Origin of the sequence: Bacillus inaquosorum, from assembly GCF_023238325.1 — a bacterium.
Taxonomy (GTDB): domain Bacteria; phylum Bacillota; class Bacilli; order Bacillales; family Bacillaceae; genus Bacillus; species Bacillus inaquosorum.
This window is the reverse complement of the sequence record NZ_CP096592.1, coordinates 933,858-956,764: the sequence shown is the minus strand read 5'-3', so window position 1 is coordinate 956,764 and position 22,907 is coordinate 933,858. Positions and strand designations below refer to the sequence as shown.

Sequence of the window (22,907 nt, the reverse complement as noted above, 5' to 3'; positions counted from 1 at the left end):
GTTTGAGACAGGGGTTTTTTTACATGTCGGTGAAACGTTCACGAATCGGCGTGCGTTCTTTTACTTCCGGCGCTTCGTCAGGATAGCCCGTTTGTATGATGGCGGCTAATCGTTCATTATCCTGTAAACCAAAGGCCTGATGCACTTCTTTGTCGTAAAGGATTTTTCCGCTTTTCCAAACCATGCCGATTCCTTTTTCCCAGGCAAGAAGCTGAAGATTTTGGATCAATGAGCTGGTTGCCGCAAAATCATCGTCTCGCGCTCTTTCGTTTTCATCTTCTTGAAACACGACGAGCAGAAATCCCGGGACGCGTCCGAGTGTGTTTTTGAAATTTTGAAGCTTTTCCTCTGTCAGATCCGGCTTGGATTTCTTAGAGAACGCCGCAAATGTGTTGATCAGGTTTGCTTTTCCTGTTTCACTGGAAACGTAAATAAATCTCCATGGCTCTGTCACTCTGTGATTTGGCGCATATTTTGCTGTTTCAAGCATGTCAAGAATGACTGCTGAAGGCACTGGCTCTTGTTTAAATTTTCGAATCGATCTTCTGCTGCGTATAATGTCCCGCAGTGCTGAATGTTGATCTATCTGTTCGGATTGAGGCATACCGTCTCACCTTCCTAAGCAATTGAAAATGATTATCATTCATAATAATAACGGAAAGTGCATCTTTTTGTAAACCATCATCCGTATTAGATTTTAAGGATACGGGTTTCTGAGTACACGGCAGTTCCTGTCATATTCACTTTTACATGGCCGCCGTCTTCATTCATTTCGATTTCCACTTTTCCGTCTTTCCCGATTTCCTGCCCTTGTTCAATGATAAATTCACGCTGCTCGGCATTGCCGTACTGTTTCATATAAGCCCCCATCACACCGGATGCTGTGCCGGTCACAGGGTCTTCTATCGTTCCCGAATACGGGGATGAAAAGTGGCGTCCGTGCAGGTCGCTGCCGGGATGAACGGTTTCAAAGGTAAACGGGTGAACTGAAGCCTTTGGCAGATCGACTAACACGTCGGGAAACTGTTTGTTATCGGGCACCATTTTTTTGGAGGCCTCTAATGATCTAAGCGGAACGATGGCTGTCCATATGCCAGTGCTGCCAAAAACAATCGGAAGGTCTTCATGAAAGTCTTCTTCGGTGATTCCCAATGCGCCTGCAAGTTTTTCCCGATCGCCTGTAAATGGTTTGAATTGCGGAGAAGCCTGTTCAAGCGTAATATGTATGCGGCCGCCTTTTTCAGAAATTTTCACAGGCAGGATACCTGCTTTCGTTTGGATGCTGTACGTTTTACCGCTCTCCAGCATTCCTTTTTCACATAATGCGTAAAGAGAAGCAACTGTTGCATGACCGCACAAATTCATTTCGTGTCCGGGGGTAAAGTAACGGAGTTCAAGATCAGCCGACTCGCTTTTCCGGATAAATGAGGTTTCTGAATATCCGGCGCGCTCAGCTATGATCTGCATCTCTTCTTCAGTGTAATCGTCGCCCTGCAATACGACTCCCGCGGGGTTTCCTTTGCCGGGACTGCTTGTAAATGCTTCATATTTTAATACCTCTGCTTCTTTCACTTGTCTGCCGCCCTTTCTTTATCAATGTCTCTGTCAGTATAGCAAAAATGATTGTGAATTTTCAGTCATTATCAAAAAAACCCATTTTCTTTTTTGAGAAAATGGGAGTAAAGATTAAGAGTTTCTCGTTTTATAGAGCAAATAAATAAAATAAGGGGCGCCGATAGCTGCTGTAAAGACGCCGGCTGGCACTTCCACCGGAGCAAATAAGGTTCTGCCGACGATGTCAGCTGTTAAGACGAGCAAAGCTCCGATGAGTGCCGACGCCGGGAGCAGCGCGCCATAAGATGAGCCGACGAGCCGCCTTGCAATGTGGGGCGCCATCAGTCCGACAAAACCGATTGTGCCGGCAACCGAAACCGCACAGCCCGTAAGAGCCGTACTCAAAAGAAGTAAGAAAAAACGATTTCGCTGCACGGCGCTTCCCGCACCCGCCGCAATATCTTCGCCCAGCACCTGTATATTCATATTTTTTAGCGCGATAAAACAAATAAATAAGAGAATGACAGATAAGATAACAGCTATTTTCACATGCTGCCAGTTTGACCCATAAACAGACCCTGTGATATACACATTGGCTTGTGACGCTCGATAAATCGGGCCTTTGATCATCAGCAGGGTAGTCATCGCCTGCGCCGACATTGAAAATCCGATTCCGATAAGCACCAGCCGAAATGTGGAGGCACCATTTTTGTATGCCAGTAAATAGACGATGAGTCCAACAGCTGAGGCCCCGATAAATGCAGCAGCCGGAAGCCATGACAGACTGATCGTAAGTGAACTGCTGCGGTCTGAGAAGAACATCATTAAAAGCACGACAGCTACCGCCGCTCCTCCCGTTATTCCGATAATATCCGGTGATGCGAGAGGGTTTCTGACGAGCCCCTGCAATATTGCGCCTGCCGCTGCCAGGCAGACGCCGGCGCATAAAGCGGTCAAAATTCTTGGCATGCGGAACGACATGATCATCAGCTCATCCAGCTTGGAACCTGCACCAAAAAATGTTTTTGCTACATCCCAGGGAGGAATAAACCTTTGTCCGAGACCAGCGCTAATGATCAGTACTGCTGCTGTTAATCCCAGTAAAACCAAAAAGACGATCCATGCTTTCTTTTCAGCCGCGGTTACGCCAAAACGAAGTTTCATAGTTTTGCCCCCCTTCTTGCGATGTAGACAAACACAGGCATACCGATGATGGCTGTCATGACTCCGACAGGAACTTCCTGAGGCATAATGATATATCGCGCCCCGATATCCGCGGCAACGAGTAAAATCGCACCCAAAACAGCGGAAAACGGCAGAACCCAGCGATAATCATTGCCGACGATAAATCGGGCGAAATGCGGAATAATGATGCCGATAAATGAAATCGGCCCGGCAATGGCGACAGCAGATCCGGCGAGCAAGACAACACAAAGCGCCATCACAAATTTCAGCAGGCCCGTTTTTTGGCCGAGTCCTTTTGCCACATCTTCTCCCATGACGAGGAGATTAATTTTTTGGCCAAGAAAAAAGCAGATCACAAGCGCTGCAGCTGCATACGGGAGCATCGTGATCAGCAGATCCAGACTCCTGCCCTGCACAGAGCCGGTCAGCCAAAATAGCACCTGAGCAAGCTCGAGTTCATTGACAGAAAGCAAGCCTTGTGTCAGAGAAGAAAACATGGCCGCCATGGCAGCACCCGCCAGCGTCAGTTTGATTGGCGTCAGCCCTTCTCTTCCAAGCGATCCTGCAGCATAGACGATCGCAGCGGTAAATGTTGCCCCAAGAAACGAGCTCCATACTAGCGCCTGAGGTGACTGTATATGCAGAAAAAACGATCCGGCAACAATAAAAAAACCTGCACCGGCGTTAATTCCGAAAATCCCCGGTGACGCAAGCGGATTTTTTGTGAGCGCCTGCATGAGAGCGCCCGCGGCTGCAAGCGAGGCGCCGACGACTGTCGCAACCAAAGCGCGCGGAAGCCTGACATCTTTGATGATGACATGCTCATTTGTTCCGTTGAAGGAAGTAAACGCCTGATAGACCTGTCTCCATGACGTACCTGTATAGCCGTAAACGACGCTTGCGCAGACAGCCGCCAGTAAAATGAAAATCAGACATACTAACACAATCCATTTTGAAGATGCCTTTTTGCAGATCATGATCTAATTCTCCTAGTTATTTACTATGTAATGTTTGTTTTTGAGAATAATCCTCAATTAGGGATTGACACTCTTAACACTGCTTATTATGATCTAAATGATAATGAATTTCAATATTGGGAGGAAAAAGATGAAAAAGCATATCAGCATGCTATTCGTATTTTTAATGGCCGTTATGGTACTTTCTGCCTGTAATAGTTCAGAAAGTTCAAGTAACAGCGAGGGGTCAAGCAGCAAAACAAGAACGGTCAAACATGCAATGGGGACATCAGACAACATTCCCGCCAATCCAAAACGGATTGTTGTTTTAACTAATGAAGGAACAGAGGCGCTCTTAGCGCTTGGCATTAAGCCGGTCGGAGCCGTAAAGTCATGGAAGGGCGACCCGTGGTATGACTATCTGAAAGATGACATGAAAGGTGTTAAAAACGTCGGTCTTGAAACGGAACCGAATGTGGAAGCCATCGCAGAATTAAAGCCTGATTTGATTATTGGAAACAAAGTGCGCCAGGAAAAAATTTATGATCAGTTAAATGCGATTGCGCCGACAGTTTTCGCTGAATCTTTGGCTGGGAACTGGAAGGATAACCTGACTCTATACGCCAACGCGGTGAATAAGGCGGACAAAGGCAAGGAAGTGATTGCCGATTTTGATAAACGCGTTTCTGATTTGAAAGACAAGCTTGGCGACCAGACAAACAAAACCGTTTCTGTCGTACGCTTTTTATCCGGCGAGTCAAGAATCTATTATACCGATTCATTCCCTGGGATTATTTTAGACCAGCTTGGCTTCAAACGCCCTGAAAAACAAGTGGAGCTGTTTAAGAAACAAAAGGACCAATTTACATTCTCAACAGACAGTAAAGAATCCATTCCTGATATGGATGCTGATGTGCTGTTTTATTTCACTTATAAAGCCGATAATGCAAAAGAAAATGAAAAATGGGCCAATCAGTGGACAAGCAGTTCACTATGGAAAAACCTGAAGGCCGTGAAGTCAGGTAACGCCCATGAAGTCGATGACGTCGTGTGGACAACCGCAGGCGGAATTAAAGCCGCAAACTACCTACTTGATGATATTGAAACCTATTTCTTAAAGGCGAAATAAAAAAAGACTCCGTCTGGTTAGACGGAGTCTTTTTTGCTTTTTCCGATCAGCCGCGTGACGAGGAACATGGTGACAGAAAGAGATCTGTTTTTCCGGTACGCCAAGTATTTGCCGCGCCACTCCGGTTTGTATTTTTCTTTAAAGGCCCTGAGGCCGCTGAAGCTGTACATGTATCTGACATTATTAAAAATGATAGCGGCAAATCTTTCTGACCAGAAGGATGTAAAGGCGGTGCCGACATTGGCCAAGGGCGCCATTCCCATGTTAAACGACGTGCAGCCTTCCTCCTTCGCCCATAAAAACATTCGGATGAACAATGCATCCATAATGCCGTTCGGGGCGTCATCGCGGTAGCGCATCAGATCAACTGATATCTCTCCTTCCTGATACATCGGCATGACATTTGCGAATGCAACGATCTCCCCTTCTGCATTTTCCATGTAGGCGATCGGCGCTTTCTGTAAATAGGAAGGATCAAAAAATCCGAGCGAGAATCCCTTTTCCTTTTTTGAGCCGAGCCATTCATCTGAAATTTGTTTCAGTTCCTCCAAGAACGCATCAGAAAATGGGGGATGATCCACATGGAAGGTATATTCCTCCCGCTCAAACCGGTTATTGATTGCCCGAAGGCCGGCTTTTTTCTTCCCTGTGAGGGTAAATGTGTTTAAGTCCACATAGGCTTCCTCGCCCAGCTTAAAGAAGTTATAGCCAAAATCGTGATACAGCGCCATGTCCTCTCGTTCAATTTGATAGAACAAAACACTGAACCCCTTCTGGTGTGCTTCGTTCAGAAATTCTTCCAGCACGAGCGGGAACGATTCTCTTTGTCCTGACGGATCGCCGAGTACGACCAGCCTTCTGGCGATTTTTCCAAACATCAGCAATGCATTCCCGTCACTTGAAAAATAAAACCGCTTATCTCCAAGATAGCCGAGATGGCTCAGCGCGTTGCCTCCGTTTTCATTTAAAAACGAAGCAAGGCGTTCGGGATCAGCTTTTTCCCCGATGTGTTTTGTCTTCTTATGATACACCATTGTAAATATGAAGAAGAACAGCGGCACAATGATAATTGCCATGATCGTCGCATGCGTGATATGAGAATCGCTGTGGACGAAATATTCGTGGCGCAGCACCTTCTTCATCCGGTCCCAAATGAAACCTGCGATGATGTTGTAGTTAAAGAGCGCCACAGTGAAAAGCGCTGCAGCGAAAATCATTTGTCCAAGCGTATAGGATGCCTGTTCTCGGACAAATTGTTTTTTCAAAAGCACAAGCAATACAATAATCATCGGCAGTACGAATATCGCACTGATGTTGAGTCCTTTTAAGAAGCTGAACACAAAGCCGCCGACAAGCGCTGTAATCGCCATTGTATACGAGCGTTTTGTCCGTTTATAAAGCTCGATCGGCAAAATCAGCAGAATGAGCGCTGAGCTTAAGGACAGGCCGTTGAACAGCAAAAGGGCCGGGCGCGGAATGTGCGGAATGACGGTAAGCCTGTCAATCGGCAAGGATACTGAAGCCAGGACAATCAAACCTGCAACGAATATAATAAGGGAAAGTGAGCCTTGTAAAATTCTCACTAATATCGCCCGCTGGACAACAAGCAGAACGTTTGTCGTCTCAATTGCCGGTGCGATGCGCGGGTTCGTTTCGAGCCGTTTCATTGTATTTTCAGTCAGGTCGCCGGCAGCAAAGAACAGTCCCAGGCCGAATGGGATAAATGAATAGACGATCCTGTACAAAACAATAGATGTAACAATGGCCTCCTGATGATAGCCAAGCTGCTCCATCCCGAGCAAAAACAAAAGGTCAAACGAGCCAAAGCCGCCCGGCACGAGACTGATCATCCCTCCGATCGCCGCAATGACGAATACCCCGAACACATACCTGATATCAGCATGAATGCCCATAGCGAACAAAGACAAATAGATGACGATTCCAGCCATAACCCATTCGGCAACGGAAGCGCCAATATAAGCGAAAATCGGATTTTTCACTTGTTCCGCATTCTCTTCGGCTCCGCCTTTGCGGCCTTTGATTTTAGACACCGCCAAGGATAGCGGCAAAATCAGTGCGAAACCGATAACGACTGCCCACAGCCAAGGCTTTTCATGAAGCACTTCATCCACTGGCAGCACTCGTGCGGCGACGAAAATGCTGAAAACAGATAATCCGAGCAGCATAGATGATGTAAGCCAGGCGATTCCTTTTACTAGCGCCTTATGGTCTTTCGTATGCTCTTTATAAAACATCATTCTTAACCCGACTCCGGCTAAACCGCCGAATCCGAGTACGTTATTGAATGAATTGGCGATCCAGGAAACCCTGAATACCTTTCCGTTTGTGATCGATAGACGCAGTGAGTATTTCAGGACGTAATCATACAGCGACATGGCAGCAACAGCCAGCAGGCCTATCAATACAAGGATGAATAAGTCCGTTCGTTCCAGCCCATTGATGACCATGAGCGTGCGTTTGAATGACAGATTTGTCAGTTCTTTTTTCGATTGATAAATAACAAATAGTAAAACAGCAATAGGAAAAACAATTTTTAAAATTGATAAAGCATTCTTTTTAATCAGCAATGGTCTCTCCAATCATATTCTAGTTCGATCTTCTTCCCCCAATAATCTCCAACTCATTATACACTACCTCTATTTTTCGGACAAAGTCCCTGATGCAGTTTCTGCTCACTTTCTTTCAGCAGTGAAAATCGAGTAATATGGTAAGAGGAGCGAATGATGAGGAAGTGATGAAATGGAATATAATTTACATGATACAACGGTGTTAAACGAAAACATTCTTTCATCTGAGGAACGGGAAATATGGGTGCTCTATATGAAAGTCTTAACCTCAGCCGGTCTCGGTGATGTGTCCGAGTGGATGAAGCTTGATATGAGCATGCCGCAAATGAAAGTGATGATGCTATTAAACAACCATGGAACACTGAAGGTCAGCGACATTGCTGAAAAAATGGGGGCTTCCCTGTCCAATACAACAGGGCTGCTTGACCGTCTAGAGAAATCAGGGTTTGTCAAACGATCACATTCTGAAGAGGACCGCCGTTCAGTGGTTGTTCAGTTGACGGAGAATGCAAAAAATATTTTTCGGGGTCTATATGAAAAGGGCCATCTGAAATTAAAGCGTTCATTGGAGCTGCTGTCTCCTGAAGAAAAGCAGGCGGTTTCCGAAGGGCTTTCTATCCTTTCCAAAGCATTGGAGAATGCAAAAAAAGAATAAGTCTTTAAGTCTGTCATCCGCAAACTGCGGAAGCAGGCTTTTTTTATTTGACATTTAGTTCACTTAAAATGAATAATATATTCGAAGTGAATTAAAAAGGGGTTGATGAATATGTCTGAAGCATTGACAGAGCAGAAAAGCCAAAAGTGGGCGATCAGCCTGTTTACGATTGGTGTGTTTATGGCTGCGCTGGATAACGGAATTATTTCGGCTGCTTTAACAACGATAAACGAGTCGTTCGCCGTTTCTCCTTCCTGGGGATCATGGGGCATTACCCTCTATACACTCGGTCTTAGCGTCAGTGTGCCGATCGTCGGAAAGCTTTCAGACCGCTATGGCAGAAAGAAACTCTTTCTCATTGAGGTTTGCCTGTTCGGACTTGGTTCTTTGCTTGTTGCTTTGAGCCAAAGCTTCCCGCTCTTTCTGATCTCTCGGCTGATTCAGGCGCTTGGGGGCGGCGGGATTTTCATTATCGGCAGCTCGCACATTCTCGCTACCCTTCCAAAGGAAAAGCAGGGGAAGGCGCTTGGGCTGCTTGGCGCGATGAACGGGATGGCTGCTGTGCTCGGGCCGAATATTGGAAGCTTTCTGCTTGATTGGACCGGGTCTTGGCATTGGCTGTTTTTGATTAATTTGCCGATTGCAGTGCTATTAGTTGTTTTCGGTGCATGTTTTATTGCGGAAACAAAAGCGCCTGAGGCTAAACGCCTCGATATGGTTGGAATCTTCCTTCTGTCCCTGTCGATTTTAGCTGTGATGTACGGCATGACGAATCTTGACGGGGCAAATCTTTTAAACAGCTTGGGAGATCCAGAAGTGTATGGATGTATTGTTTTTGGCATTCTCTGTCTTACAGCGCTTATCTCGTTTGAAAAGAGGGTTGAAATGCGCGGGGGCGATCCGATTTTGGCGTATTCTCTGCTGAGAAACCACATGTTTCAGCGCACGCTTATCATCGGTTTATTATCCGGCGGACTCTTGGCGGCGGTCATTTTTATCCCGTCATATGTTGAGCAGTATTTGGGCGTTCCTGCTGCAAAAGCAGGCTATTGGATGACACCGCTTGCGTTAGCTTCCGGAATCGGCGCTTGGCTTGGCGGAGCGCTCACCGACAAAAAAGGGCCGGTGAAAACCGTTATTCTTTCGGGAATCATTTCATGTGCGGGATTTGCTTTATTTCCGCTCTGGGTGACGGAAAAATGGGAGTTTGTAATCGCTAGTGTAGTCGCTGGCATCGGTTTTGGCTTCCTGTTAGGCGCTCCGCTGAACGTCCTTGTATCAGAGGCGGCTAAAACGAATAAGGGCACGGCGCTCGGCACGCTTTCATTGGTAAGGCAAATCGGACTGACATTGGCGCCTACTCTTTATGCAGGTTTTATCACAGCCGGGTTTGACCAAATAGGTGATGAAATCAGCAGCCGCTTATCGGACAGCGGACATTCAGGAACGGCGATGCAGATGATTCCGGAGATCGACAGTTCTGATGTTTCTTCTTTACAAGAACAAATCGAACGGATTCCCGTGCCTGAAGTCAAAACCGCGATAAGCGACGCCATTCATGCGAGTGTCGCCAGCGGCTATGATCATTTATATGCCGCCGCTGCTGTGATTTCACTGCTGGTGATTGCTCCTATCAGTATTCCGGCTTTCCGCCGGCAAAAGCGTTAAGACCACCCCATCCGTTTGGAAAGCTCCGTAATATGAACGATATGATGATGTGAGTGCCAGACATACAGCCCGAGCGCGTTTTCTAGGGTCATGATCTCCTTTGTATCGGGATGGTAAAAGCCGCGCTGAAATTGCTGATCCGTCAGGGTGCGGAGAAGAGCCGTCCATCTCCCGTGAAGCTCCTGCAAAAGTGCGAGTGAACCGCTTGGATCTGCTGTTTTCGAGTCCTTTAGCTCCGACCACGCTTTTTCATCATATGGACGGATGGCCGGTGTCTCTTCCGTCAAGCTCAATTTAAACCGAATATAGCTGTTCATATGACTGTCAGCCAGATGATGAATAACTTGCCGAACGGTCCATCCCCCGTCTCGGTACGGTGTGTCAAGCTGGCTTTCCGTCATGCCTTCAACGGCTTTCTTCAGTTTGACCGGCACTTTTTCAAGCGCTTGAATCCATTCATCTTTTTGCTCCTTCGATACCGATTCCCTCGGCTGGTATTCTCCTATTGGATAGCTTAGATTGGCTGTTGTCATGTATGTTCTCCCTTCTGTTCAATCTTCTCCTTTATTTTACAAGAAAAAGATTGTGCATGCTGTATGATTTAAAACAGTTCTACAGTAAAAAACATACAACAAGCTGCAGGAACCTCTCTCCTGCCGCTTGTTTTCACCCTGCGTGATCACGCACTTCTAATGTGGCTTTCTTCTGTTTTGGCTGATAGATCTTCCCCACAAATAAATAACCGTATTTGAATTTATTCAGTGCCCATGAGGTCAGAATCGGGCCGGCTGTGCACACGGCAAACAACAGGAGAACAGCCGGTACGGCGGGAATCCCAGGCATATTTAAAAGCAAAACGTAGCCTATGATCATAAAATAAGCATGAAGCAGATAAATCGAAAAGGAATAGTTGCTGATAAACATAATGATTTTCGGCACATGCTTCATTTTAGAAAACAAGTGAAAGCACAGGAAAATCATGCTTGTCGAATACAGCATGATATCAGGCCGTTTCGAGCTGATCATGCCGATTTCACCGACATAAGAAACAGTGACAACCAGCGCAGCAGAAGCTAGCGCGGCGCCGTATATCACTATGCGGTATTGGTTCAGCAAGGCTAAAAAGCGTTTATACTCCTTTCCGCAATAGTAGGCAAGACAAAAGTAGAAAAGCCAGCCTGCGAACGGAACCCAGAAGAACGGAAACCCACCGCCCTCTTCTGAAGCGGGAGCCGGGCTGACTGCTGAAAAATAGCTTAAATAGGCGGCTGTCACCACAAATGAGATGGACAGCACCCATTTCGGCGATGCTTTTTTCAAATACTCATGAAACATCATATGCAGAATGTAAAATTGAAAGATGACGAGAATAAAGTATCCGATAAAGTTTCCTAACAATACGTTCGCCAAATACTTTTGCACGATCGCGAGAAAGGTGATCTCTCCCCCCATCGCACTGGTCATCAGCAGTGCATCGATGGCCGCGATAAATAAAAAAGGAACGAAAATCACTTTTCCCCGCTTCTTTAAAAAACCGTCCGGCACCCCGTCAGGATAAGAACGGGCCAGCAAAAATTCAGAGATAAAAATGAAGGCAGGCGTGCTGAACATCAGGAGTGTGCGGAAAGAATCTACGGTGTGAGAAATATCTGCGAGAGCTTCTGCCTGAAGCATCAGGACCATTGAAATGATATGGAGCAAGACGACACTTAAGCACGAAATGCAGCGGATCATAAAAATTTCTTTAATTTGCATAACTGCGCTCCTTTTATTTCAAATTTTTAGAAATCGATGGTTGTACCTTAACACACACGATTCATTTTAAAAAAGAGACTGATGTCTTATCTTTCTCTATGCATGAAAGACTAGCAGCCATTCATATCCATGATTTTTTTAATAGACATTCTCCAGCCATTTGTCCCGAACATTCAGGGTGCGATGTTTAACACGTGAAAACAAAGTCCTATTCACATGTTTGATCCCGCAAAAATTGCAAAATGCCTTTCTTGATCATAATCCAATCAGCATCACGTTTCATGTACCAGGCGGGCGCATCAGCCGTATAAAACACGTGAGCCGATTTTGCTTTTTATAACCCTTTAGGAAGCAGCCCTCGGTTTCTCGTTCATGTTTCATATCAGACCTCCTGATCTCACCGCCATACCTCAGAGTCCACCAGTGTATATAACTGACTGGCTTTCGAAATTTGGTGAACTTCACCCCTTTTAAGCTTTTTCAAATACGATATTCTTCATTTTGATGTGAGTGATTACTCACTTTACAACCTTCCCTGTTCGTGGTAATTTATTAATGAGTGATTACTCACTTTAATAAATAAGGAGGCAGATCAATATGGACGTAATAGAAATGCGAGATGTCAGCAAACGATTCAGCAGCAAAACTGTTTTAGAGCCGTTTACCTTTACTGTGAATCAGGGAGAAATCTTTGGATTGCTGGGCCCCTCCGGATCAGGAAAAACAACGCTGATTAAAATGATGATCGGGATGCTGAAGCCATCCACCGGCACAGTTGCTGTGTGCGGAACACCGATGCCAAATTTGAACATGTTTCATCGGATCGGTTATATGGGCCAGTCTGACGCGCTTTATGAAGACTTGACCGCAAAGGAAAATCTTTCATTTTTTTCCGGGCTGTTTGGAATGAAAGGAAAACGAAAGCGTGAACGGATGGATCAAGTTCTTCACTTGGTTGACTTGACTGAACATGCCGAGAAGAAAGTAAGTGCTTTTTCCGGAGGGATGAAAAGAAGGCTGTCCCTTGCGATAACACTCGTTCACGAGCCGGACGTTTTTGCTCTTGATGAGCCCACTGTCGGAATTGATCCCGTTTTGCGCCGGTCGATCTGGGGTGAACTCGGCCGTCTGAAAGAAAACGGAGCCGCCATTCTTGTGACGACACATGTTATGGATGAGGCTGAAAAATGCGACCGCCTTGGACTGATCAGGGATGGCCGAATGATTGACAGCGGTTCGCCTAAAGAACTGATGAATAAATACAAAGCAGCATCTATTGAAGATGTCTTTCTTCTTTCTGGAGGGAGTGCAACATGAGAGTGACTGTACTTGCCGTAAAAATCATTCTGCAATTTTACCGGGATAAACGAACGCTGCTTTTGATGCTGCTGGCTCCGCTTTTGGTCTTGACTTTGGTTCACCTCATCCTTGATCATAAGGAGGACTCATTTCATGTCGGAGGGTATCATCTGCCGGACGAAATGACGCAGCAACTGGAGAAAAAAGATATCAAGGTGACAGAATTTTCGAATACCCATGCAAAACAGCATATAGATGATGAACAGCTAGACGCATTTATTTCATTCACAAATCAGCATATGAAAGTGACACTTGATGGCAGCCAGTCTAAGAACAAACAATTGCTTCAGATCATTACAACTGGAGGCAGTCAGCAAAAACAGCCAGCAGAGGTCTCTTATGCCTACGGCAAAGAGGATTTGAGCACGTTTGATTATACCGGTCCGACACTAATCGGCTTATTTATTTTCTTCTTTGTTTTTTTAATCGCAGGGATTTCTTTTTTAAGAGAACGGACGAACGGCACGCTTGACCGGATCCTCTCAACACCTCTGCGCCGCTGGGAAATTGTCGCCGGATACGGATTAGGCTTTGGCTTGTTTACAACCCTCCAATCTGTGTTGATCACTTGGTATGCTGTTCAAATTCTTGGATTGTATCAGGGCGGATCGTTCTGGCTTGTGTTAATCGTAACGGTAATGCTTTCTTTGACGGCTTTAACGCTTGGCACATTTTTATCAGCGTTTGCCAATAACGAGCTTCAGCTGATTCAATTTGTCCCGCTCGTCATTGTGCCGCAGGTGTTTTTCTCAGGTCTTTTTCCGATGGATAGTCTGGCCGGCTGGCTTCAGTCACTGCAGCAGATCATGCCTCTGTACTACGGAGCAGACGCCTTGAAGCTGATTATGATGAAAGGCCAAGGCATGTCAGAGATCGCAAATGATCTTCTTATCTTGGCGGGCTTCACCATTTTATTCGCATTCTTAAACATTCTCATTCTGAAAAAATATCGAAGACTGTAAAAGAGGTGTTTTATGATTGACAAATCATAGTAAAAAAATCGCCATTATCGGAGGGACGGGTAAAGCAGGCCGTTTTATAGCCAGCCAGGCTCTTGCAAAAGGCTATCAAGTCCGTATGCTCGTCAGGCAGCCGGAGCGGCCCCCTCACATTGACGAGAGAATTGATGTCATTCGCGGAGATGCCCAGCACCCGCAAAGCATCCGCACGCTGCTGGAAGGATGCAGCGCCGTCGTCAATACGTTCGGACAGCCTGAAAGAGCCGTCCCGTTATACAGTACAGTGACAGAACTCATCGTTACTGTCATGAAAGAATGCAACATAGACAGATATATCGGAGTGACTGGCGCTTCGTTAGATATTGAAGGTGACCGAAAATCATTGGTTTATAGAATAGGCGCGCTTCTCTTTCGCCTCCTCTATCCGCAAATGATTGCCGATAAAAAGAAAGAGCTTCATATATTATCACGCAGCGGATTGGATTGGACGCTTGTCCGACTTCCTTTTGTAACAGATGCTCAGACTCAGGGCGCTGTAAAAGTTGATTTCTTCAATTCGCCGGGAATGAGAATCACCAATTTAGATATTGCAGCATTTTTAGTTCAGCAGATTGAGGGTCATTCCTTTTCACAAAAAACACCCTTTATCTCAAATTAACAGCGGGATTGGTTGTGTTCCCTGTCCGCCTTTTCTATAATAAAGGGAACAGGCTTTCAGAAGGAGTACGAACAATGGATGCGAAATCTCTTGAAGAATTATTGCATATAGAAGGCGAACAAATAAAAATGAGCGAAAAACAGCGGCACATTCTGAGTGCGGCTATTGAAATGTTTGCTGAAAAAGGATTTGCCTCGACATCCACAAGCGAAATAGCCAAAAAAGCCGGCGTTGCTGAAGGGACGATTTTTAGGCATTATAAGACGAAAAAGGATTTGCTGCTGTCAATTGTGATACCAACGGTGACAAAGGTTGTTGCCCCTGCTTTCGCCAAAAATTTCAGCAAAGAAGTGTTTGAGCAGGATTATCCGTCATATGAGGTCTTCATTCGGGAAATGCTGAACAACCGCTTTGAATTTGTTAAAAAGCACTTCCCCGTTTTGAAGATCTTTATTCAGGAAGCCTTCTACCAGGAAGAATTCAGAAATGTGTACAAGCAGGTCTTCAATGAACATGTGTACGATAAGTTCAAGCACATTATCGAGCATTTCCAAAGCACCGGCGAACTGCGGGACCTTCCGGCGGATACCATCATCCGCACGACGATCTCTTCTATCATCGGACTTATCATTACCCGGTTTTTGCTGATGGGAGAGGAAATGGATGAAGAGCTTGAAAAAGAGCGGACGATTCAATTTATTTTGTACGGGGTCACACAAAAAAGATGAGCACTGGCTCATCTTTTTTTGAGAATTGCGATATACAATTAGGATAGTATTAGAAGGTATTTACCTCATATAATAGCCTGCAAAAAATCAACTCAGTTTTCGTTCTATCTTCCTCCTCATTTCAATCGATCAGAAAACAAAAAAACCTGCTGTATTAACTAACAGCAGGTTTCAAATCACCCGTAGATTTTCAAGCATTAGTTTGTATTTAGTCCCCCGCCATTCAATCCTTCTTTGATATAGCCGTTAACTTGGCTATTAGAAAGCAAGCCAATATGGCCGATGCCATAAAGCTGAATATTTCTTGCTCCTTGCAGTCTGGAAAGACTGTTGACCACTATTTCATCATTTAGACTGTAGATAGATGTATAGAGGATTTTCTGATTTGGATCTGTGCCCGGCAGTGCTGTTGACGAAACTAAACCATTAGCCCCTCCAAGCGTTACGACATTTTGAATCTTATTGCCCCCGCCTAAATATTTAATATAATACAGCGTGTTGGCGCCTCCCATACTATGAGCCACAATATCTACTTTTTTGGCTCCCGTTTCTTTTAAAACGCGGTCAACATATGAAGCGAGCTGCGGGCCGTTATTTAGATTGTTCCCTGTTTTATCATAAAAATCAATTGCATACAGTTTGTTGCTTTGCCAGCCTTGAGAAATTAAGTAGTTTTTAATAGCGAAAAAGTTGTATGAGGCACCACTTATTCCATGAACAAGAACAACAGGATTATGTACTGATTCAGCTTTTGCGCTTGACGGCGGAGCGGCTAGAACAGATAGAATCAGCGATAAACAGATAGCGAATGTAATCAATACTTTTTTCACATTCATTCCCCCTTAAAATATTTATACCACCAATTTCCTATTATACATAAAACATCAATATAGTTAATATTTTTTCAGAAAATTACATATATCATTTTTTATGATCGATAGAAATGAATCCGATATCTTCTCAAATCATTACATACCTTATATCTTCATTTCACGAGTAGACCGGGTTGTGTTCCCTTCCTCCCTTTTCTATAATAAGGGGAATAGGCAGTTAGGATCACAGATGAGCACTTGCTCATCTTTTGTGCGAAACAGCCATAGACACGGAGGATAGCATGAGAGTATTAAAATACGCCATATTAGGGCTTTTGCGAAAAGGCGAATTGAGCGGATATGATATTACGAGTTATTTTAAAGAGGAGCTTGGCCAATTTTGGAGCGCCAAGCACAGTCAGATTTATCCTGAGCTCAAAAAGCTGACAGATGAAGGATTTATCACGTTCCGGACAACAATTCAAGGCACAAAGCTGGAGAAAAAAATGTACACCCTGACAGACAGCGGAAAGCAGGAGCTGCACGACTGGCTGATCCGCCACCAGCCGATACCAGAGACGGTGAAGGATGAATTTATGCTGAAGGCTTATTTCATTTCTTGTCTATCACGGCAGGAGGCTTCCGACTTGTTCACAGACCAGCTGCTGAAACGCAAGGCCAAGCTGTCTGATCTGCAGGGAAGCTATGAAAAGCTTATGGCTTCAGCAGAGCCGATGTCGTTTTCTTCACCGGACTTCGGCCACTATCTCGTGCTGACGAAAGCGCTGGAGCGGGAGAAAAATTATGTTTCTTGGCTGGAGTCAATTTTGGCCATGATAGATAAGAATTGACCGGGAGCGGCCTTCTGGCTGCTCCGATACTTAATGCGGGGGGACGGACAATTGAAGGTGACATTGCGTGAATTAACAGGGGAACTGATCCGAGTGGTGCCGATGGATAAAAGCCATATTCAAGGTTTATATGAAGCTGCAAATGATGAAAACATCTGGGCGCATTTACCGAAAACCATCAGAACGCTGCATGATATGGAGGCTTTTGTTGAGGAAGCGCTGCAAGCGAAAGATTCGGGTGCAGAATGTCCATTCGTGATTATTCAACGCGAGACTGGCAAAATCGTCGGCACGACACGATTTCTGTATATGTCATCTGCTGCAAGAAGCCTTGAGATCGGCTGGACGTGGTTTCACCCTTCAGTGTGGGGCACCTCGGTCAACACTGAATGCAAATATTTGCTGTTACAATATTGCTTTGAACAGCTGAACACGATTCGGGTGCAGTTCAAAACAGATGAGCGGAATATCAGATCGCAAAAGGCCATTGAACGGCTGGGAGCAGTTAAAGAAGGCATATTGCGAAACCAAATGATCAGAAAAGACGGAACATTCCGCAACTCGGTATTTTACAGCATCATCGACAGTGAGTGGCCGTCCGTGAAACAGCATTTGGAACAGAGACTGCAGCTTACAGAAAAAACAAAATGATTGCGAAAAACATCTGCCCCGGGGGCAGATGTTTTTTTAGGCGCGGAGCGCTTTCAGCCCCACTATGAAGGTAATTGCTGCAAAAGCAAGCAAGATACCGCAGATCCCGAAAATATCTGTGACGTGCGCACCGTTAGCGATAATCTCAGTCAAGCCGCTCATCGCCCACTTTTGCGGAAGAAATTCAGCGATAGATTGCATAAATGTCGGTTCAATGTCTATCGGCCAATACATTCCGCTTACCATACATGTTGCGATGACGAATAAGTTGCCGTACGCAAGCTGCTGTTCCGGCGTTCTGACATTGGCCGCAATCACCAATCCGATGCCGACAACTGTCAGCAGAAAAAGCGACACTAACACAATAACCGCAGCCGGATTCCCCCAGTTGATGCCAAACAGCCAATGGGATGCGAGAAGCAAGATGCCAAATTGAATCCAGCCTATGACAAAGAAGGACAGCACATACCCAGCACCGATTTCCGCTCGGCTGACATCTGTAAGCAACCTGGACCAGACGCCGTTTTTTCTTGCTTCAAGAATGGTTCCCGCCGCCCCCATCATGGTCAGCATGACAAACAGGATGGAAAAGCCTGCTGCTCTGGAAGCTATGTCACTTGCGTCTGCACCCTCTTTTTGATTGCTGAGTGTCTTTCGTTTTACGGCTGGCGCTGCATCTTCGTGATCTTTGGCGATAACCGTTTTATAAGCCGCCTTCCAGTTCTCTCCCGCTGCCTGAGCTGCCGTTTTCGCCGCGGCAACTTGAATATTGAGCTTTGCCAATGTGCTTTCCGCGTACTGTTTGACCATCGGCGCTTCCGACAGCTCCGGGCCGTGGCGGAAGATCAGCTCAGGATGTTTTCCTTTTTCCAGCTGTGCCTGAAATGAGCGGGATAAGATAATGATCCCGGCAATTTTCTTTTGTTTCAGCTTTTCTGACGCTTTGCTTTCAGACATGTTTTCGAATGTATACATATCATCGTGTGACTTCAGCTGCCGAATGTAATGCTGCGAGAGAATCGTGTCGTCCTGATCAACGATCGCAAGCCGCAGCTTGTCGTCATTGCTGCCGAGCATCCCCCCAAATACAAAGGTCAGCAAAAGCGGGGCAGCAAACATCATCAAATAGTTCTGCCGTTTCTTGAAAATGAGAGAAAGCTCAATGCCGCAAATGGCTATGATTTTTTTCACCTTGGTGTACCTCCTTATCTTGTATGAAGCCGTCTGATACCAAGCACGAGCGAACAAAGGCCGATCGCCGCAAAAAGAAGCACAGGCTTTTGAAGGTCAGCCCAGCCTCCCCCTTCCATTAAAGAAAGAAAGCCGTCAAGCGCCCATCGATTCGGTACCGCTTTGGATACAGACTGCAAGAAGTCAGGAAATTGGTACAGCGGCAGCATGGACCCGCCGAGAACCGCAAGCAATTGAATGCCGAAGCCGCCTATCGCATCGGCCGATTTCATATCGCTGATGCACGACGCAAGCAGCATGGAAATGCCGGATACAGCTGCAGCGTATGAAAGCCCGAGCACACTCACAAACAGCAGATTATCGCCCCAGTCTACACCGAATACATTGATCGTGACGATCAGAAAAATAAAAAATTGTATGATGGCAAACAGATAGGTTCCAAGCCATTTTCCGAAGAGAATGGCGTATTTTTGCACAGGCGTCATCAGCATTCTGGCAAGCGTCTCCGTATCCTTTTCCTGTAAGAATGATTTCGCCCCGACTGTCATATGAAACAGCATAAACATGCAAAGCATTGCCGCCGAATAGTATTGAAAACTCGTAACGGCCTTGCTGCCGACTGATTTTTCCGCAATAGTCAGTTTGTCACCCGTTTCTTTTTCAAGCGTCTTTACCAGCTTTTCTGCAATCTGTGAAGGATCAAGTTTTCCTTGCTTTACAGCTGCCGTTTTGCTGACGTAGTCCATTGAGGCTGACGCGGCTTCCCGAACCGCTTTATATTGCTCTATAAAAGAGCCGGCGGCTGTTTCGATGATGGAACTTTTTAATGTTTGATCAGGGTCAGCATAGACAAAAGCTGACGTTTTGCCGGCTTCCCAATGACTCGGGATAACGATACCGACATCGATTTTCTTTTCATCAAGCAGTTTCTTCATCTCTTCTTCACTGCTGGCTTGTGTGACCTTTATCGACTTCATTTTTTTGAGCACATCTGTTTTGAACATGTTCGCTGCATCTGACTGGCCTGATTGGACATAGCCGACTTTGATGTCGTCAATCTGGCTGCCTCCGTCAACAACCGATCCGAGCGCCGCCCCTAAAATACAGGTCAGGATCAGCGGCATTAAGATAAGCATTATAAACCCTTTTCTGTCCGTGATTCTGATTTTGACATCTTTCCATGCGATCCATATGCTTTTTTTCATAGCCGTCCCTCCTTAATCCCGCAAAGTGCGGCCGGTCAGATTCAGAAACAGGCGCTCCAGATTCGGTTCCTGCACCTGAAGAGACAGCAGGTTTATATGATGGGCGGTTGCTTCCGCAAGCAGACTTGTGACGACTTTCTCATGATGAGCCGCAGCAATTTCAATTTTGAGCTCTGACTCATGTACTGTTACATCATTGACATGAGCCAGAGAACGGATCGCAAATAGAAACGCTTCGTCGATCCCGCTAACCGTGAGCTGAATGATGGTATCGCCTCCAAGGCGGCTGCACAAATCGGTTTTTGTGCCGATCGCAATCATTTCTCCCTGATCAATAATGCCGATCCGGTCGCATAAATACTCAACCTCTTCCATGTAATGACTCGTGTAGATCACCGTCATGCCCGTTTCATTGAGCTGTTTCACCGTTTCTAAAATATGATTTCTCGATTGAGGGTCGATTCCGACAGTCGGTTCATCCATGATCAGCAGCTCAGGCTTGTGCATTAAGGCGGCACCAATGTTGATTCTCCGTTTCATTCCGCCTGAGAATGTTTCAATTTTATCTTTGGCCCGCTCAGTCAGGCAGACATATTCAAGGACCTCTGCCGATCTTTTTTTGGCCTCTCCGTGCGTAAGTCCGTACATTTTCCCCCAAAACATAAGATTTTCATGGGCCGTCAGCGTAGGATATAAAGCAATTTCCTGCGGGACAACACCGATTTTTTGTTTCGCTTTAGCTGTTTCTTTTCCGATGACATAGCCGCCCACTGTGATGTTCCCGCTGTCATGCGGCACGAGGCCGGAAATCATCGAGATGGTTGTGGACTTCCCCGCACCGTTTGGCCCGAGCAGCCCGAACGACTCCCCCTTTTGGAGGGAAAAAGAAATGCCTTTCACGATTGTTTTTTTCCCATAGGCCTTTTTGATGTTTTCTGCTTGCAGCACGTCGTTTCACTCCTTTTTTAATCCCATTGCCATTGTAGAAAAAAGAAGGGCGTGCGGCATGTAGCGCCGGATAGAACATAAGGCATGAAAAAAAGGCCTGTAAAAGGCCTTTTCAGAGAAATGTATATGCTGAACGTCATATGTCAAAAGACAGATACACCATATCTGACTGAATAGATGGCGGCTTGGGTTCTGTCTCTGACAGACAGCTTGCTGATAATGTTCGAAACGTGATTTTTCACTGTGCCTTCTGTAATGTACAGCTTCTCGGCAATTTCTTTGTTATTCAGCCCGTACCCCAGCTCAGCGAGAACTTCCATTTCACGATCGGTCAGGTCGTGCAGCTCCTTAGGTTTTTCTTTCTCGTTTATTCCTTTCAGCTGTCTTTCACGCTTCCATTCATTCAGCATTTGGGCTGTCAGTTCCGGAGGAAGCACCATACCCCCAGATTGAACAGTCATCACCGCTTTTACAATCGTATCTGCCGACATGTCCTTCAGCAGGTACCCGCTCGCTCCTTCTTCAAGCGCTTCAGCAATCAGCTCTGAATCCTTGAAGGTCGTCAGCATCAAAACCTTTACGCCGGGCAGCGAGCTTGTAATCAATTTTGTCCCTTCAACTCCGTTGGAGACCGGCATTCGGATGTCCATTAACACAATATCCGGCTCAAGTTCTTTCGCCTTTTCGAAGGCTTCCTGCCCGTTTCGCGCTGTTGCGATCACATCAAGCTCTTCTCTGAGCTGAAGCAGCGATGCCAGCCCTTCTCTGACGATATCCTGATCGTCGGTAATGATGATCTTAATCATGATAAACTCTCCTTTTGCTGCGCGGGCCCGAAGCTCCATTTTTTATTAGCCAGTGAAAATTTGGCGATCACAGTAAATCCTTGATCCCGTTCGCTCTCAAAGCGGATCATTCCGCCATGCTCCGCTGCCCGTTTTTTCATGTTCAAGAGACCAAAGCCGAGTGCCGCGTCGGGATTTCCTTTTCCGTCATCCTTAATGACAAGGCTGATGCTGTCCGGTGCGCAGGCAAGCTGGATCGAACAGGCCGTGGCACCGCCGTGCCGTTTGGCATTGGTCAGTGCTTCCTGCACCGTTCTGACCAGAGTCGGATGAAGAGACAGCGGGATCACCGCCGGATCACCGCTGACCGCAAAATCGGTTGTGATTCCCGCATTTTTGTAAAAGTCTTCTGTCAGCTGTTTCAGCGTTTCGATTAATGAAGGATCGTTTTCCGTTTGCAGGGTGCGCACTGATAAGCGGACATCATCAAGCGCTTCGCGGGCAAGCGTTTCACATACCCCGACCGTCTCCTCCGCTTTTTGGCTGTCTCTTTTTTGCCATTCACGCAAAAGCTGCAGCTGTACGAGGAGCGCCGTCATTTTGTGCCCGACTGTATCATGGATGTCCCTTGCCATTCTGTTCCGCTCATGAATGGCAGTCAGCTCTTCAACCTGCTTCGCATATAAATGCAGCTCCTGGTGCGCAGCAGACAGCGCCAAGTGTGACTCCGTCAGTTCCTGAAACTGCTGTTTTGCCGTTTCCTGTGTATCCAACAGCTTGCGGATTAATTTACCGACAACTCCGCAAAAGACAACGAATGTCATGCTGATACAATGATCCATCACATATTCATCGCCGAACATACGATATGTACGAATGAGCACAATCAGCCACATGATAAAACAAAAACAAAGGACAGACCATACTGTTTTCCGGTCAAACCCTTTCAAAAAAAAGGTAACAGCAACCGGGCTGAGCAATGTGATATATAAACCTGTACCCGGAAATATGAAACCGAATGAAAAGCCTACTGCAATATCAATCAGACAAAAAATAACGGCATACTTCTCTACTCTTAATAAGAGATGATTTGCTAAGAACACACCCGCACCGCCAGCGATGAACAAATACTCAAACCAGCGGTCATCTTTTACAAGAAAAAAGTAAACCGAACAACTTACCATTAAGGTGAAAATCCTAGTAAATATAAGAGCCTTCACGCTCATCACTCCCGTTACCCAATTCCTTTCTTATCATACCTGCCTCAGGT

22 protein-coding genes are annotated in these 22,907 nt (G+C 45.9%); 9 read left to right on the top strand and 13 right to left on the bottom strand.

Annotated elements, in window-relative coordinates:
- Positions 1-19: 19 nt before the first annotated feature.
- From M1M80_RS04670 to M1M80_RS04655, 4 genes are all read right to left on the bottom strand, one after another.
- Positions 20-604 carry a nitroreductase family protein gene (locus M1M80_RS04670; protein ID WP_060398214.1) on the bottom strand — a complete coding sequence of 195 codons (585 nt, stop codon included), beginning with the start codon at positions 602-604 and terminating at the stop codon, positions 20-22.
- 86 nt (positions 605-690) lie between these two features.
- Positions 691-1,572 carry a PhzF family phenazine biosynthesis isomerase gene (locus M1M80_RS04665; protein ID WP_060398213.1) on the bottom strand — a complete coding sequence of 294 codons (882 nt, stop codon included), beginning with the start codon at positions 1,570-1,572 and terminating at the stop codon, positions 691-693.
- Positions 1,573-1,686: 114 nt separating this feature from the next.
- Positions 1,687-2,718 carry a FecCD family ABC transporter permease gene (locus M1M80_RS04660; protein WP_060398212.1) on the bottom strand — a complete coding sequence of 344 codons (1,032 nt, stop codon included), beginning with the start codon at positions 2,716-2,718 and terminating at the stop codon, positions 1,687-1,689.
- Positions 2,715-3,716 (bottom strand): FecCD family ABC transporter permease, encoded by a 1,002-nt coding sequence (locus M1M80_RS04655; protein ID WP_060398211.1) that lies wholly within the window; start codon positions 3,714-3,716, stop codon positions 2,715-2,717. The genes M1M80_RS04660 and M1M80_RS04655 overlap by 4 nt, the downstream gene beginning before the upstream one ends.
- Positions 3,717-3,846: 130 nt before the next feature.
- Here M1M80_RS04655 and M1M80_RS04650 point away from each other — a divergent pair, with 130 nt between their 5' ends.
- Complete coding sequence (locus tag M1M80_RS04650) at positions 3,847-4,824, top strand: ABC transporter substrate-binding protein (protein WP_060398210.1); 978 nt, start codon at positions 3,847-3,849, stop codon at positions 4,822-4,824.
- Between the two features lie 17 nt (positions 4,825-4,841).
- Here M1M80_RS04650 and mprF read toward each other — a convergent pair whose 3' ends face one another.
- Complete coding sequence (mprF, locus tag M1M80_RS04645; protein WP_060398209.1) at positions 4,842-7,412, bottom strand: bifunctional lysylphosphatidylglycerol flippase/synthetase MprF; 2,571 nt, start codon at positions 7,410-7,412, stop codon at positions 4,842-4,844.
- A 172-nt stretch (positions 7,413-7,584) separates the two neighbouring features.
- Between mprF and M1M80_RS04640 the strand changes: the two genes are divergently transcribed.
- Together M1M80_RS04640 and M1M80_RS04635 are read left to right on the top strand one after the other, a co-directional pair.
- Entirely contained in the window at positions 7,585-8,067 is a 483-nt protein-coding gene (locus M1M80_RS04640) for a MarR family transcriptional regulator (RefSeq protein ID WP_003239733.1), read from the top strand.
- Positions 8,068-8,178: 111 nt separating this feature from the next.
- Positions 8,179-9,735, top strand: a complete 1,557-nt coding sequence (locus tag M1M80_RS04635; RefSeq protein ID WP_060398208.1) for an MFS transporter — start codon at positions 8,179-8,181, stop codon at positions 9,733-9,735.
- Here M1M80_RS04635 and bstA read toward each other — a convergent pair.
- Positions 9,732-10,268: a bacillithiol transferase BstA gene (gene bstA, locus M1M80_RS04630; RefSeq protein ID WP_060398207.1), complete on the bottom strand. Its 537-nt coding sequence runs from the start codon at positions 10,266-10,268 to the stop codon at positions 9,732-9,734. The two genes, M1M80_RS04635 and bstA, sit on opposite strands and share 4 nt — an antisense overlap.
- 133 nt (positions 10,269-10,401) lie before the next feature.
- The gene (locus M1M80_RS04625; RefSeq protein ID WP_060398206.1) at positions 10,402-11,490 is read right to left on the bottom strand and encodes an acyltransferase family protein; all 1,089 of its coding nucleotides are present in this window, start codon (positions 11,488-11,490) and stop codon (positions 10,402-10,404) included.
- 597 nt (positions 11,491-12,087) lie between these two features.
- On the opposite strand from M1M80_RS04625, the gene M1M80_RS04620 reads away from it, so the two are divergent.
- The 4 genes from M1M80_RS04620 (at position 12,088) to M1M80_RS04605 (ending at position 15,194) form a co-directional block, all read left to right on the top strand.
- The gene (locus M1M80_RS04620; RefSeq protein WP_060398205.1) at positions 12,088-12,807 is read left to right on the top strand and encodes an ABC transporter ATP-binding protein; all 720 of its coding nucleotides are present in this window, start codon (positions 12,088-12,090) and stop codon (positions 12,805-12,807) included.
- The gene (locus M1M80_RS04615; RefSeq protein ID WP_015383135.1) at positions 12,804-13,811 is read left to right on the top strand and encodes an ABC transporter permease; all 1,008 of its coding nucleotides are present in this window, start codon (positions 12,804-12,806) and stop codon (positions 13,809-13,811) included. The genes M1M80_RS04620 and M1M80_RS04615 overlap by 4 nt, the downstream gene beginning before the upstream one ends.
- A 16-nt stretch (positions 13,812-13,827) precedes the next feature.
- Positions 13,828-14,466, top strand: a complete 639-nt coding sequence (locus M1M80_RS04610) for an NAD(P)H-binding protein (RefSeq protein WP_060398204.1) — start codon at positions 13,828-13,830, stop codon at positions 14,464-14,466.
- A gap of 74 nt (positions 14,467-14,540) precedes the next feature.
- Positions 14,541-15,194, top strand: coding sequence for a TetR/AcrR family transcriptional regulator (locus M1M80_RS04605; RefSeq protein ID WP_060398203.1), 654 nt, complete (start codon positions 14,541-14,543; stop codon positions 15,192-15,194).
- A gap of 197 nt (positions 15,195-15,391) precedes the next feature.
- Here M1M80_RS04605 and estB read toward each other — a convergent pair whose 3' ends face one another.
- Positions 15,392-16,024 carry an esterase EstB gene (estB, locus tag M1M80_RS04600; protein ID WP_080428978.1) on the bottom strand — a complete coding sequence of 211 codons (633 nt, stop codon included), beginning with the start codon at positions 16,022-16,024 and terminating at the stop codon, positions 15,392-15,394.
- A gap of 284 nt (positions 16,025-16,308) precedes the next feature.
- On the opposite strand from estB, the gene padR reads away from it, so the two are divergent.
- Positions 16,309-16,857 (top strand): transcriptional regulator PadR, encoded by a 549-nt coding sequence (padR, locus tag M1M80_RS04595; protein ID WP_060398201.1) that lies wholly within the window; start codon positions 16,309-16,311, stop codon positions 16,855-16,857.
- Between the two features lie 51 nt (positions 16,858-16,908).
- Positions 16,909-17,508, top strand: a complete 600-nt coding sequence (locus tag M1M80_RS04590; RefSeq protein ID WP_003239751.1) for a GNAT family N-acetyltransferase — start codon at positions 16,909-16,911, stop codon at positions 17,506-17,508.
- A gap of 36 nt (positions 17,509-17,544) precedes the next feature.
- Here the strand turns inward: M1M80_RS04590 and lnrN are convergent, their stop codons facing one another.
- The 5 genes from lnrN to M1M80_RS04565 form a co-directional block, all read right to left on the bottom strand.
- Positions 17,545-18,699 carry a linearmycin resistance permease LnrN gene (gene lnrN / locus M1M80_RS04585; protein WP_060398199.1) on the bottom strand — a complete coding sequence of 385 codons (1,155 nt, stop codon included), beginning with the start codon at positions 18,697-18,699 and terminating at the stop codon, positions 17,545-17,547.
- A gap of 14 nt (positions 18,700-18,713) precedes the next feature.
- A complete protein-coding gene (lnrM, locus tag M1M80_RS04580) occupies positions 18,714-19,904 on the bottom strand; it encodes a linearmycin resistance permease LnrM (RefSeq protein ID WP_060398198.1) in 1,191 nt (396 codons plus the stop codon).
- Between the two features lie 12 nt (positions 19,905-19,916).
- A complete protein-coding gene (gene lnrL / locus M1M80_RS04575) occupies positions 19,917-20,852 on the bottom strand; it encodes a linearmycin resistance ATP-binding protein LnrL (RefSeq protein WP_060398197.1) in 936 nt (311 codons plus the stop codon).
- A gap of 143 nt (positions 20,853-20,995) precedes the next feature.
- Positions 20,996-21,658, bottom strand: coding sequence for a two-component system response regulator LnrK (lnrK, locus tag M1M80_RS04570; protein ID WP_003239759.1), 663 nt, complete (start codon positions 21,656-21,658; stop codon positions 20,996-20,998).
- Complete coding sequence (locus tag M1M80_RS04565; protein ID WP_080428977.1) at positions 21,655-22,857, bottom strand: sensor histidine kinase; 1,203 nt, start codon at positions 22,855-22,857, stop codon at positions 21,655-21,657. The genes lnrK and M1M80_RS04565 overlap by 4 nt, the downstream gene beginning before the upstream one ends.
- Positions 22,858-22,907: the final 50 nt, after the last annotated feature.